This is a genomic window from Enterobacter cloacae complex sp. IR5428, assembly GCF_049238585.1.
Lineage (GTDB): Bacteria > Pseudomonadota > Gammaproteobacteria > Enterobacterales > Enterobacteriaceae > Enterobacter > Enterobacter intestinihominis.
In genome coordinates this window covers 60,134-73,460 of record NZ_JBMKHV010000010.1, presented here as the reverse complement: position 1 = coordinate 73,460, position 13,327 = coordinate 60,134, and the positions used below count along the sequence as shown (strand labels likewise).

The 13,327-nt window shown below is 53.3% G+C and carries 10 protein-coding genes; 3 read left to right on the top strand and 7 right to left on the bottom strand.

Annotated elements, in window-relative coordinates; all coding sequences use genetic code 11:
- Positions 1-13 precede the first annotated feature (13 nt).
- Entirely contained in the window at positions 14-2,989 is a 2,976-nt protein-coding gene (locus tag ACOTXC_RS15655) for an autotransporter outer membrane beta-barrel domain-containing protein (RefSeq protein WP_421767820.1), read from the bottom strand.
- A gap of 374 nt (positions 2,990-3,363) precedes the next feature.
- On the opposite strand from ACOTXC_RS15655, the gene kefF reads away from it, so the two are divergent.
- The 3 genes from kefF (at position 3,364) to folA (ending at position 6,346) form a co-directional block, all read left to right on the top strand.
- On the top strand, positions 3,364-3,894 hold the full coding sequence (gene kefF / locus ACOTXC_RS15650; RefSeq protein ID WP_023305423.1) for a glutathione-regulated potassium-efflux system oxidoreductase KefF: 531 nt from the start codon (positions 3,364-3,366) through the stop codon (positions 3,892-3,894).
- Positions 3,887-5,752, top strand: a complete 1,866-nt coding sequence (kefC, locus tag ACOTXC_RS15645) for a glutathione-regulated potassium-efflux system protein KefC (protein ID WP_022647016.1) — start codon at positions 3,887-3,889, stop codon at positions 5,750-5,752. Before kefF ends, kefC begins: the two co-directional genes overlap by 8 nt.
- Positions 5,753-5,866: 114 nt before the next feature.
- Positions 5,867-6,346, top strand: coding sequence for a type 3 dihydrofolate reductase (gene folA / locus ACOTXC_RS15640; RefSeq protein ID WP_003856431.1), 480 nt, complete (start codon positions 5,867-5,869; stop codon positions 6,344-6,346).
- Positions 6,347-6,385: 39 nt separating this feature from the next.
- Here folA and apaH read toward each other — a convergent pair whose 3' ends face one another.
- The 6 genes from apaH to lptD are packed head-to-tail and all read right to left on the bottom strand — an operon-like array spanning position 6,386 to position 13,115.
- The gene (gene apaH, locus ACOTXC_RS15635; RefSeq protein ID WP_154850103.1) at positions 6,386-7,234 is read right to left on the bottom strand and encodes a bis(5'-nucleosyl)-tetraphosphatase (symmetrical) ApaH; all 849 of its coding nucleotides are present in this window, start codon (positions 7,232-7,234) and stop codon (positions 6,386-6,388) included.
- A 4-nt stretch (positions 7,235-7,238) separates the two neighbouring features.
- The gene (gene apaG / locus ACOTXC_RS15630) at positions 7,239-7,616 is read right to left on the bottom strand and encodes a Co2+/Mg2+ efflux protein ApaG (protein WP_003856425.1); all 378 of its coding nucleotides are present in this window, start codon (positions 7,614-7,616) and stop codon (positions 7,239-7,241) included.
- A gap of 3 nt (positions 7,617-7,619) precedes the next feature.
- On the bottom strand, positions 7,620-8,441 hold the full coding sequence (gene rsmA / locus ACOTXC_RS15625; protein WP_003856423.1) for a 16S rRNA (adenine(1518)-N(6)/adenine(1519)-N(6))-dimethyltransferase RsmA: 822 nt from the start codon (positions 8,439-8,441) through the stop codon (positions 7,620-7,622).
- The gene (gene pdxA / locus ACOTXC_RS15620; protein WP_022647019.1) at positions 8,438-9,424 is read right to left on the bottom strand and encodes a 4-hydroxythreonine-4-phosphate dehydrogenase PdxA; all 987 of its coding nucleotides are present in this window, start codon (positions 9,422-9,424) and stop codon (positions 8,438-8,440) included. Before pdxA ends, rsmA begins: the two co-directional genes overlap by 4 nt.
- Positions 9,424-10,710, bottom strand: a complete 1,287-nt coding sequence (gene surA / locus ACOTXC_RS15615; RefSeq protein WP_003856417.1) for a peptidylprolyl isomerase SurA — start codon at positions 10,708-10,710, stop codon at positions 9,424-9,426. Before surA ends, pdxA begins: the two co-directional genes overlap by 1 nt.
- Positions 10,711-10,763: 53 nt before the next feature.
- Complete coding sequence (gene lptD / locus ACOTXC_RS15610) at positions 10,764-13,115, bottom strand: LPS assembly protein LptD (RefSeq protein WP_421767819.1); 2,352 nt, start codon at positions 13,113-13,115, stop codon at positions 10,764-10,766.
- Positions 13,116-13,327: the final 212 nt, after the last annotated feature.

The window sequence follows — 13,327 nt, the reverse complement described above, 5'->3', positions numbered from 1 at the left end:
TCAGAATGATCGATTACCAGCGATGGTTTAACAAAATATGACCGCCGTAAGCGGCATAGCTGTTTTCACCCCACTCACCGCTGGCACGCAGGGAGATCGTTGTGGTTTCGTTCAGGTTGCCGGTTACGCCCAGCTCTAACTGACCACGATCTTCTGGCGTATCGTTGCTGACGGTTTCGTCATTGAATGCCAGATCGTTTTGACCAGCACCTTTCAACCAGTTAACTGCGACGTATGGCTGCCAGGCCTTGACGTCCTTCTGCTGGAAGTAGCTTGCTTTAACGCCAAGACGACCAAAGACGCTGTCATTGTCCAGCGTGGTTACGCGTACGCCGTCGCGATCGGTGTGATTTTCCTGATCGAGATAGCTGTAGATCACCTGCGCCTGTGGCTCGATCTTCCATGTACGTTCATTTTCAGACTGGATAACCCACGCGTGGCCGACTTCAACAGACGCGGCGAAACCTTCGCTATCGTAATCTTCATCGTTACGATTGCTGGTGACTTTGTTGTTGTACCAGCTATAAGCGGCCCAGGTATCAACGTAGCTGCCCAGACGTAATTTCTGATCTTCCTGCCAGGTGGCGTACAGCCCAACATTGAAGCCATCAACTTTACCCTGTGCGTCACGCACGTTGTGCTTCGCATCAGAGTGGGTCTTCGCCTGGCCTGCACCGAACATACCACCGGCACGCAGGATGCCGTTATCCATTGGCTTGCTCATGAAATCGCTGCCGACTTGCAGAACGGTGGTGGTGGTGTCGTAGCTGACTTTATCGCCACCCGCATCGTTCTCATGATAGCGACCCTTAACGTACATCCAGGTGTTCAGATCGTCTTCATTGCGGAAAGTGAGCTGGTCGCGATCGTCGCGCTTATGCAGGAACATGCTCTGCGCGGCAAGGTAGTTACCTAAGTAAGCACCCACTTCAGGTGCCATAACTTCCGGGGCACTGTTACCGCCGTTATCGGTGTTGCCGCCGTTATCGGTGTTGCCGCCGTTGTCAGTGTTGCCGCCGTTGTCGGTGTTGCCGCCGTTGTCGGTGTTACCACCATCATCGGCGTTACCACCGTCATCTGTGTTACCACCGTCATCGGTGTTACCACCGTCATCGGTGTTACCACCATTATCGGTGTTGCCACCGCCGTCGGTGTTACCGCCGTCATCATTATTGCCACCGTCATCGGTGTCGTCGGAAGGATCATCAGAAGGCGTCGCCTTTGATTCCAGATACCAGTTTCCGTCACTGTGCTGGTAGAGGTTATACTCCCAGGCGCCTGCGACGACCGGTTTTGCCAGCGTCAGCTGGGCTTCGGAACTGCCGCCAATGCTGACAATTTCCATACCGTTAATGGTTTGCGCGCCTGCGCCGCCAATGTTGGTAATGCTGACGCCGGACTGACCGAAGCTGCTGCCCGTAATGGTGAGGTGGTCAGTTGGTGAGTTATCTTCACCCAGAGTGCTGTTCATCACAATCTGGCTACCGTCAGAGCCGGTGTAGTCGCCATTAATCGTAAAATTATTGCCAACGCTATTATCAGCCGCACTCAGCAACAGCGTGCCGCCATTAGCCACGTTGCCGTTGATGGTATCAACACCGGAAGCGCTGAGCGTGGAGTTACCCTGGACTGCATTCCATGCCGCCAGCGTACCGCCGCTAAGAATCGCGATGTTGTTGTTCACTTCGCCTGCGGTGGCAAAGGTCGCGCCGTTTTCAACGGTAACGGTGGCGTTACTGCCCTTGACGCCGAGCGTTGCTCCGGTGGAGATAAGCGTGGTGCCACCGTGCAGAACCGTATTCCCTGTATAGCTATTTTTGCCTGTCAGGGTCAGCGTGTTGGAATCAACTTTTTCGACGTTACCGCTACCGGTCATGTCGGTGGCGAAAGTGAAATCGCTACCCTGATTAAAAATGACGGTACCATTGTTGGTGAGCCCACCGCTGAGCGTCGCAGTTTTTTCGCCATCGCCCAGTTGCAGCGAGGCGTCTTTGGCCACCCGCGTATTACCGGTATTCGATACCGCACCCGACAGGGTTAACGCGCCAGTCTCTATCAGCAAGGAGTCGCCAGAGCCAATAATGTCGAGATCGCCCGACAGTGCCCAGCTTTCACCCTCCATTTTTACGCTGGCAAAACCGTCGCCTTCATTCAGACCCACGAAGTTACTGTCTTCCGTACCGGTGCCGATCAGAGTGAGAGTGTTTCCCATGGAATTGGTGGAAATAACGTCACCGATAAGAGTGGAACCCGTATCAAGTACCAGGGTGTTATTTTTATTGCTGGCGAACATAATAGCCGCAGTATCGCCACTAATCGTTCCGCTATTCGTAATATCTACTTTTGCCGTATCTTTTACATTAATGCCGTTCTGGGTTCCTTGTACGGTACCACTGTTTAATATCTTTGTATTGCCAGTGCCTAGTGCGATAGCGTCACCGCTTGTACCAATAATTGCACCACTGTTATTAATACCAATGCCAGTCTGAGAACTCAGGCCTGTTTTTCCTTTTATCACTCCAGTGCTGGTGTTGGTAATATTTACTGCTGAGGAGCTTTCACTGACATAAATGCCATTTTCCGCACCGATGATATTTCCATTGTTGTTGAAATCGCCGAGTAATGACTGAATATTGACAGCATTCGCTGTGGTGGAAGAAATGGTTGCACCACTGTCATTGTTAATAACTACACGTTGCGCGCCAGTATTAATATCCAGGCCAGTTCCTGTACCGGAAATATTTCCTTTGTTAGTGACATTATCGATCGCAAACCCAGAGACCGATACCGCCGCTTCACTACCAGCGGAGGAGATCGTCACGTTTTTATTAATAATATATTCAGCATCGGCTGAGAAATCTTGAGGAACAGAAGTTGATTGGTCAATCGTTGCAGAAAACGCAACCGCAGGGGTGCATATCAACAAGGCAGGAAATATCTTTCCAAGAGTTTTGGTTGTATGATTTAATCTAAAGAAATTGTTGCTCATGTACACATCCATTTGAGTGAGAAGGAACATTAGATAACGTGCGTAAAACGTATTTAGTCCGTCTTAAAGCGTGAGCTTAAAACAAAAAAGCATAAAATTATTATTTTTTCAATAGGTTATGTACAGGTTGATTTATTAAATAATGACTTAAGTTTCGCTAAAAATATCTGTTGATAATATGAATGGCCATAACTATTTTGTAGGATGAATTTGTCTCGCGTATCGCTCTTCGTGTTTAGCGCCACTGTCGCTGGTAAGGTGGGATGGGTTGCCAATACTTGCGTTTTACTTTTAACCGTTAGATAGCCCCTTTAAGTCGGGGTGGTAACTGTCTACACTCAATGCTACAAGAAAAGTAAAAGACAGGCATATTCATGGTTCTGATAATTTATGCGCATCCCTATCCGCAACATTCGCATGCGAATAAACGGATGCTTGAGCAGGCAAGGACGCTCGAAAACGTTGAGATACGTTCCCTCTATCAACTCTATCCTGATTTCAGTATCGATGTCGCCGCCGAACAGGAGGCGCTCTCTCGTGCCGATCTGATCGTCTGGCAGCATCCAATGCAGTGGTACAGCACACCTCCGCTGCTGAAATTGTGGATCGACAAAGTCTTGTCGCACGGTTGGGCATACGGACATAACGGCAAAGCGCTTCAGGGAAAAAGCCTGATGTGGGCTGTAACCACCGGTGGGGGTGAAAGCCACTTTGAGATTGGCGCTTTCCCCGGATTTGACGTGCTGGCGCAGCCGCTCCAGGCTACCGCCCTTTACTGTGGCCTGAACTGGCTTCCGCCCTTTGCAATGCACTGTACCTTTGTCTGCGACGATGAAACCTTGCAGGCGCAGGCTCGTCACTACAAACAACGCTTACTCGAGTGGCAGGAGGGGCACAATGGATAGCCATACGATGATACAGGCGCTGATTTACCTCGGCGCGGCGGCATTAATTGTGCCCGTGGCGGTCCGTCTGGGGCTGGGCTCGGTGCTCGGCTATCTGATTGCCGGGTGTGTGATTGGCCCCTGGGGCTTTCGGCTGGTGACGGATGCCGAGTCAATCCTGCATTTTGCGGAAATCGGCGTGGTGCTGATGCTGTTTGTGATTGGCCTGGAATTGGATCCGCAGCGGCTGTGGAAACTGCGCGCCTCGGTGTTTGGCGGTGGCGCTTTGCAAATGCTGGCCTGCGGTCTGCTGTTGGGCGGGTTCTGCATTTTGCTGGGGATGGAGTGGAAAGTCGCAGAGCTGATTGGCATGACGCTGGCGCTCTCCTCGACGGCGATTGCCATGCAGGCAATGAACGAACGTAACCTGACGGTCTCGCAAATGGGGCGCAGCACCTTCTCCGTACTGCTGTTCCAGGATATTGCCGCCATCCCGCTGGTAGCGATGATCCCGCTGCTGGCAACCAGCGGCGCATCAACGACGCTGGGGGCATTTGCCTTATCTGCGCTGAAGGTTGTCGGTGCGCTGGCGCTGGTAATTCTTCTGGGGCGCTACGTAACGCGTCCGTTGCTGCGCTTTGTGGCTCGCTCTGGCCTGCGCGAAGTATTCAGCGCCGTTGCGTTATTCCTGGTGTTTGGTTTTGGATTGCTGCTTGAAGAGGCTGGGCTGTCGATGGCGATGGGCGCTTTCCTCGCAGGGGTCTTACTGGCAAGCTCCGAATATCGTCACGCGCTGGAAAGCGATATCGAGCCGTTTAAAGGATTGCTGCTTGGGCTGTTTTTCATCGGCGTCGGGATGTCTATCGACTTCGGGACGCTGGTAACCCACCCGCTGCGCATCATCATTCTGCTGGTGGGTTTCCTGGTCATTAAAATGGCGATGCTGTGGCTGATTGCCCGACCGTTAAACGTGCCAAAACCGCAACGCCGTTGGTTTGCCGTGCTGCTGGGGCAGGGGAGTGAGTTTGCTTTCGTGGTCTTTGGCGCAGCGCAAATGGCAAATGTACTCGATCCGGAATGGGCAAAAGCGCTGACGCTGGCGGTCGCGCTGTCGATGGCCGCAACGCCAATTCTGCTGGTGCTGCTGACGCGTCTGGAAAAAACGGGAAGCGAACAGGAGCGAGAAGCCGATGAGATCGACGAGGAGCAGCCGCGCGTGATCATCGCCGGATTTGGCCGCTTCGGGCAGATCGCCGGCCGTTTACTGCTCTCCAGCGGTGTGAAAATGGTTATCCTCGATCACGATCCTGACCATGTTGATACGCTGCGTAAATTCGATATGAAAGTGTTTTACGGTGATGCGACCCGGGCGGACCTGCTGGAATCCGCCGGGGCGGCGAAAGCCGAGGTGCTGATTAACGCCATCGACGATCCTGAGACCAGCATGCAGATGGTTGAGCTGGTTAAAGAGCATTTTCCGCATCTGACCATTATCTCACGTGCGCGCGATGTGGATCACTACATCCAGCTGCGTCAGGCGGGGGTGGCAGCCCCTGAACGTGAAACCTTCGAAGGGGCGCTCAAATCTGGCCGCATGGCGCTGGAAAGTCTGGGGCTTGGTGCGTATGAAGCGCGTGAACGTGCCGATCTGTTCCGCCGCTTTAACCATGAGATGGTTGAAGAGATGGTGGCGATGGCGAGCAGTACGGCAACCGAACGCGCAGCGGTGTTTAAACGCACCAGCACCATGCTGACGGAAATCATCAACGAGGATCGTAATCACCTGTCGCTGGTTCAGCGCCACGGCTGGCAAGGGACGGAAGAGGGCAAGCATACCGGTGATCCTGCGGATGAACCGGAGAGTAAACCCTCTGCGTGAAGTGGAGTTGCCAGCAATATTAAAAAATTTCTAATTCTTTACCCTGCCGCCAGTCGACGAAAGATTAAGCTTTCCGTATAGTGGCGGCAATTTTTTGCATCCGGGAAATTTTCAATGATCAGTCTGATTGCAGCGCTGGCGGTAGACCGCGTTATCGGCATGGAAAACGCCATGCCGTGGAACCTGCCTGCCGATCTCGCATGGTTTAAACGTACTACGTTAAACAAGCCGGTAGTGATGGGCCGCCTGACCTGGGAGTCGATTGGTCGTCCATTGCCGGGTCGTAAGAATATTGTGATCAGTAGCCAGCCGGGCACTGACGATCGCGTGCAGTGGGTGAAATCCGTTGATGAAGCGATTGCAGCCTGCGGCGATGCCGAAGAGATCATGGTGATCGGTGGTGGTCGCGTGTATGAGCAGTTCCTGCCAAAAGCGCAGAAACTGTATCTGACGCACATTGATGCGGAAGTGGAAGGGGATACCCATTTTCCGGATTACGATCCGGACGAGTGGGAGTCCGTATTCAGTGAGTTTCACGATGCGGATGCGCAGAACTCGCACAGCTACTGCTTCGAAATTCTGGAACGTCGTTAACGTTTTTATCCTCTCCCCAAAGGGAGAGGATAAACATCTTCAGGAGGCGACCGCCTCTCCCTTGCCTAAATCCAGCTGTCGGTTGGATGGCTGGACAAAGTAGGTTTTATCTTCCCAGCGTAAGCAGGTTAAATCCCCGCCCCAGCAGCATCCGGTATCCAGCGCATAGATATTTTCCGGGGTGCCTTTTCCTTCCAGTGATGCCCAGTGCCCAAATACCACGCTATATTCGTTTGTCACGGGGCCCGGAATCGCAAACCATGGCTTAAGCGGCGCAGGGGCATTTTCCGGCGTATCTTTGCAATACATATCCAGCTGCCCGTTCGGGAAGCAGTAGCGCATCCGCGTAAAAGCATTGGTGATAAAACGTAGCCGCGCCAGGCCGCTGAGGTCATCACTCCAGTTATTCGGCATGTCGCCGTACATCGCATCGAGGAAGAACGGGTAGGAGTCGCTCGCCAGCACCGCTTCGGCGTCGCGCGCACAGGTTTTTGCCGTCTCAAGATCCCACTGAGGCGTGATGCCGGCATGAGCCATCACCAGCTTTTTCTCTTCGTCAATCTGTAGCAGTGGCTGGCGACGCAGCCAGTTGAGCAACTCATCGGCATCCGGTGCTTCCAGCAGGGGGGTAATGCGATCTTTCGGCTTATTACGGCTGATCCCGGCGTATACGGCCAGCAGATGCAGATCGTGGTTGCCCAGTACCAGCCGCACGCTGTCGCCCAGAGATTTGACGTAACGCAGGACGTCAAGGGAGCCAGGGCCGCGCGCCACTAAATCGCCTGTAAGCCAGAGCGTGTCCTGCCCGGGAGTAAAATCGACCTGTTTTAATAATGCGATCAGTTCATCGTAGCAACCGTGAACGTCGCCAATCAGATATGTAGACATTAGATTAATGAATAAGTGTAGGTACGGCGAGACGGAACACAGGAATAGCAATGCGGAAAGCATTACCGTCGGCATCGACCATTTCGTAATGGCCTTGCATGGTACCCAGTGGCGTTTCAATGACCGCACCGCTGGTGTACTGATACTCTTCGCCAGGGGCGATATGGGGTTGTTCACCGACCACACCTTCACCCTGGACTTCAATTTCGCGGCCATTGCCGTTGGTGATAAGCCAGTAGCGCCCGAGCAGTTGCACAGGCATCCGCCCCAGATTGCGAATGGTTACGGTATAAGCAAAGACAAAACGTTCTTCATCCGGTGTGGATTGGGACTCAATGTAGACGCTTTGAACCTGAACACAGACGCGGGGCGAATCAATCATGGCTTAGCTCTCCTTCGGCGGCGCATTGTCGCTGATGTAATTAGCCAGCTTGCAGTACTGCTCTACGGAAATATTTTCCGCACGCATTGCCGGGTCGATGCCCAACTCAGCTAACACGTCAACGGTAAACAGATTGCCAAGGCTGTTACGAATCGTTTTACGGCGCTGGTTAAAGGCTTCTGTCGTTATACGGCTCAGCACGCGCAGGTCTTTGACCGGATACGGCATCGTTTTATGTGGCACCAGGCGCACAACCGCAGAATCCACTTTTGGTGGTGGCGTGAACGCGGAAGGCGGCACTTCTAATACCGGGATCACATTGCAGTAATATTGCGCCATCACGCTTAAACGACCATACGCTTTACTGTTCGGCCCTGCAACCAGACGGTTAACGACCTCTTTTTGCAACATGAAGTGCATGTCGGCAATGGCATCAGTATAGCTAAACAGATGGAACATCAGCGGGGTGGAGATGTTGTACGGCAGGTTACCGAACACGCGCAGCGGCTGTCCCATTTTTTCTGACAGTTCGCCAAAGTTCATGGTCATCGCATCCTGCTGATAAATCGTCAGCTTCGGCCCGAGGAAAGGGTGCGTTTGCAGACGCGCGGCCAGATCGCGGTCGAGTTCGATAACGGTCAGTTCGTCAAGGCGTTCGCCTACCGGCTCGGTCAGCGCGGCAAGACCCGGGCCGATTTCGACCATGGCCTGGCCTTTCTGCGGATTAATGGCAGAAACGATACTGTCGATCACAAACTGATCGTTGAGGAAGTTTTGCCCGAAGCGTTTACGGGCTAAGTGGCCCTGATGGACTCGATTAGTCATTGAGTATTAACAATCATTTTGATGGCGAGATTAAGCGCCGTGATAAAACTGCCGACATCCGCTTTTCCCTGGCCTGCCAGATCCAGCGCAGTACCGTGGTCAACAGACGTTCGAATAAAGGGTAAGCCGAGGGTGATATTCACCCCGCGACCAAATCCCTGGTATTTTAGCACGGGCAGACCCTGATCGTGGTACATCGCGAGTACGGCATCGGCTTTATCCAGGTATTTGGGCTGGAAAAGGGTGTCGGCAGGCAGTGGCCCGCTGAGGTTCATCCCCTTCGCCCGCATCTCCTCAAGCACCGGAATGATGGTGTCGATCTCCTCAGTGCCCATATGTCCGCCCTCACCCGCGTGCGGATTCAGGCCGCAAACCAGCACATGCGGCTGCGGAATACCGAATTTGGTTTGCAGATCGTGATGCAAAATGCCAATGATCTCACGCAGGAGTTCAGGCGTAATGGCATCCGGAATGGCTTTGATCGGCAGGTGCGTTGTTACCAGCGCAACGCGCATTGCTTCGGTTGCCAGCATCATCACCACTTTCGGGCTGTGCGAACGCTCTTCGAAAAATTCGGTATGCCCGGTAAACGGAATGCCCGCGTCGTTGATTACGCCTTTATGCACCGGACCGGTGATCAGGGCTGCAAATTCGCCCTGAAGGCAACCGTCACAGGCGCGCGCCAGCGTCTCGACAACGTAGTGGCCGTTTTCGATGTGTAACTCACCGGGGACAACAGGTGCACGGAGCGGAACAGAAAGCAGGGTGAGAGTACCAGCCTGCTGCGGTGCGGGCTGTTGGCCTTCAACGTAAGGGAGGAGCGTTAAAGGCAGACCGAGCAAGGCTGCCCGGTCTTGTAACAGTGTTGCATCTGCGCAAACAACCAACTCTACCGGCCAGCTGCGCTGGGCGAGCTGAACCACAAGGTCAGGCCCAATCCCGGCGGGTTCGCCGGGAGTGATCACAACACGATGCGGTTTCATTAGTTGCTCAACACTTTCACGTAAGCGCTGGCGCGTTGTTCCTGCATCCAGGTTGCGGCTTCTTCAGAGAACTTACGGTTAAACAGCATGCGATACGCACGATCTTTCTGCGCCGCGTCGGTTTTATCCACGTTGCGCGTGTCCATCAGCTGGATCAGATGCCAGCCGAAGGAGGAGTGCACTGGCGCGCTCATCTGACCCTTATTCAGCTTCATTAACGCATCGCGGAAAGCTGGATCGTAAATATCCGCTGCCGCCCAACCCAGGTCACCGCCCTGGTTTGCAGAGCCAGGATCCTGAGAGAACTCTTTTGCCGCTTTATCGAAGGTGGTTTTACCGCTCTTGATGTCTGCGGCGATCTGTTCCAGCTTCGCACGGGCCTGATCGTCAGTCATGATCGGAGACGGTTTGAGCAGGATATGGCGCGCATGCACTTCGGTAACCGAAATGTTCTGGCTCTGACCGCGCAGGTCGTTCACTTTCAGAATGTGGAAGCCCACACCGGAACGGATTGGACCGACGATGTCGCCTTTCTTCGCCGTGCTCAGCGCCTGGGCAAACAGGGATGGCAGCTCCTGAATACGGCCCCAGCCCATCTGGCCGCCTTTCAGCGCCTGCTGGTCAGCAGAGTAGGTGATCGCCAGTTTGCCGAAGTCATCGCCATTACGCGCCTGCTCAACGATAGCGCGCGCCTGACTTTCCGCCTCAGCCGCCTGATCGGAGGTTGGGTTTTCCGGCAGTGGGATCAGGATGTGGCTCAGGTTAAGTTCAGTGCTGGCATCATTCTGATTACCCACCTGTTTCGCCAGGGCATCCACTTCCTGAGGCAGGATGGTGACGCGGCGACGGACTTCATTGTTACGCACTTCTGAAATCAGCATCTCTTTTCGGATCTGATTACGGTAGGTGGCATAGCTGATGCCGTCATAGGCCAGGCGGCTACGCATCTGGTCCGGGGTAATGTTGTTCTGCTTTGCAATGTTGGCGATCGCCTGATCGAGCTGCTCGTCAGAGATCTTCACACCCATTTTCTGGCCCATTTGCAGGACAATCTGATCCATGATCAGACGTTCCAGGATCTGGTGGCGCAGCGTAGCGTCATCCGGAAGTTGTTGACCTGCCTGGCCCGAGTTGAGCTTTACAGATTTCATCAAACCGTCAACGTCACTTTCAAGCACGACGCCGTTGTTAACCACAGCCGCGACTTTATCGACAACCTGTGGGGCCGCGAAGCTGGTATTCGCAACCATAGCGACACCGAGTAGCAGCGTTTTCCAGTTCTTCATACTTTTTCCATTTCAATTAACCGCAAAGCGGATTACGTTGTAAATCAAGCACATTACAATGAACTACGATACGGCAGAATGTTCGAGCGCAGCATCTGCTGCGTGCCCAGACCGTAGTTAGAGCTCAGGCCGCGCAACTCGATATTAAAGCCAATCACGTTATCGTATTTGCCCTGACTGTTTTGCGTATCCCAGCCGTTAAGTTTGCGTTCGTAACCGACACGTATTGCGTAACAGCAGGAGTTATATTGCAGACCCAGCATCTGGTCAGCAGGTTTTTGGGCATTCGTGTCATAGTAGTAGGCTCCGACGACTGACCAACGATCGGCGATCGGCCAGCTCGCGGCGGTACCCACCTGTGAAATACCGTCTTTGTATTGGTCTGTATTCGCATAGTTTGGCAGTGTCGCCTGAATATACTCCGGGCTGGCGTAACGGTACGTCAACTGCAACATGCGATCTTCATCACGACGATATTCGATGGCAGCGCTGCCCGTCGCGATATTGTCCAGTCGTGTATCGTACTGAACACCACCGCGCAGACCCCAACGATCCGTCATACGCCAGTAGGTGTCGCCCGCCCATACCAGTGAGCCCGTTTTGTTGTCTTTCTCCCAGTTAATGTCGTCATCACCGGTACGAGACTCGGTGAAATAGTAGATTTGACCAACAGAAACGTTAAAACGTTCAACGGCAGCATCATCATAAATGCGCGTTGTGACGCCGGTCGTTAACTGGTTAGTAGACGCAATACGGTCAAGGCCGCCGTAGGTACGATCCCGGAACAGGCCGCTGTAGTCTGATTGCAGGAAGGACGAGTCGTAGTTTTGAATTTTGCTCTGATCGCGATAAGGCACGTACAGATACTGCATACGTGGCTCAAGCGTCTGGGTGTATCCATCCGCGAGAAGAGCCATATCACGTTCGAAAATCAGCTTCCCATCCATTTTGAATTGCGGAAGCGTACGGTTTACCGACTCTTCAAGATCGGTGCCATAGCGTTTGTTATACCAGTCCAGATTTTTCTGCTGATAGTGGGTGGCCATCAGCTTGGCTTCGGTATTCAGGCTCGCCCAGTCGTTTGACCACGGCAGATTGATCGTCGGCTCGATATGCAGACGCGTTGATTCCGGCATATCCGAGTTGGTGTTGACGAAATGGACCGCCTGAGCGTAAACGTGCGTGTCGAAAGGACCCACATCGTTCTGGTACCAGTTCACGTCCAGCTGCGGCTCTGCACCATAGGTACTACGCGATTGCGTATCAAATACCTGGAACTGCTTGGTCGACACCGTCGCGTCAAAGTTCTCAATGGCGTAGCCCACGCTGAATTTCTGCGTGGCGTAACCGTCGGTACTGGACCCGTATTTAGAGTCGAAGTCGTTGAAGTAATACGGATCGCTGACTTTGGTGTAGTCGATGTTGAAGCGCCACACCTGATCCAATACCCCGGCGTGCTTCCAGTAGTACATCCAGCGGTGCTTATCACCTTCGCTCGGATGTTCGTCCTGGAACACCTTATCTGATGGCAGATAATCAAACTCCATCAGACCCGCGCCCGCTTTGGTCAGATAGCGGAATTCGTTCTCCCACATGATGTTACCGCGCTTATGGATGTAGTGCGGCGTGATCGTGGCGTCCATGTTGGGCGCAATGTTCCAGTAGTATGGCAGGTAGAACTCAAAGTAGTTCGACGTGCTGTACTTGGCGTTCGGGATCAGGAAGCCTGAACGACGTTTGTCACCCACAGGCAGTTGCAGGTAAGGACTATAGAAAATGGGCACCGGGCCGAGTTTAAAACGGGCGTTCCAGATCTCTGCAACCTGTTCTTCACGGTCGTGGATCACTTCGCTGCCCACAACGCTCCAGGTATTTGACCCTGGCAAACAGGACGTAAACGAGCCGTTTTCGAGAATAGTGTAGCGGTTCTCGCCGCGCTGCTTCATCAGGTCTGCGGTACCGCGCCCCTGACGACCGACCATCTGATAATCACCTTCCCAGACGTTGGTGTCTTTGGTATTCAGATTCGACCAGGCTTTCGGACCTTTCAGGATGACCTGATTGTCGTCATAGTGCACATTACCCAGCGCATCCACCGTACGGACAGGCGCCTGAGCACCTTCCGGCTGCTTCTGGTGCAATTGCACTTCGTCAGCCAGCAGACGGCTGTTTCCCTGGTTAATATCGACATTGCCCGTAAAGGTTGCATTGTCAGGATAATTACCTTTTGCGCTGTCGGCATTAATGGTGACGGGTAAGTCATTCGTATCGCCTTTCACCAGTGGGCGATTGTAACTTGGGACGCCAAGCATACACTGCGAGGCGAGATCGGCTGCGAGCCCCTGTTGGCTATACAGGGCGGTGCCAATCATTGTGGCCAGAAGGGTGGGGATACGTTTTTTCATACGTTGTATTTTATTGTTCCGTCATCAGTGGCTACGGCTTACAAACGCTCAGAGACTATCTTACTCATCAGCGCAGTACCAGCGTTAATCCTGCCCGTTTGCGCGCCAGAGTGTTAGGCTCGCTATCGAATGACGAGTATGATAATGCAAATTATAGGCGATGTCCCTCAATTGACCGTGGCGCGACCACTGTAATGATGGCGTTGCGTCGG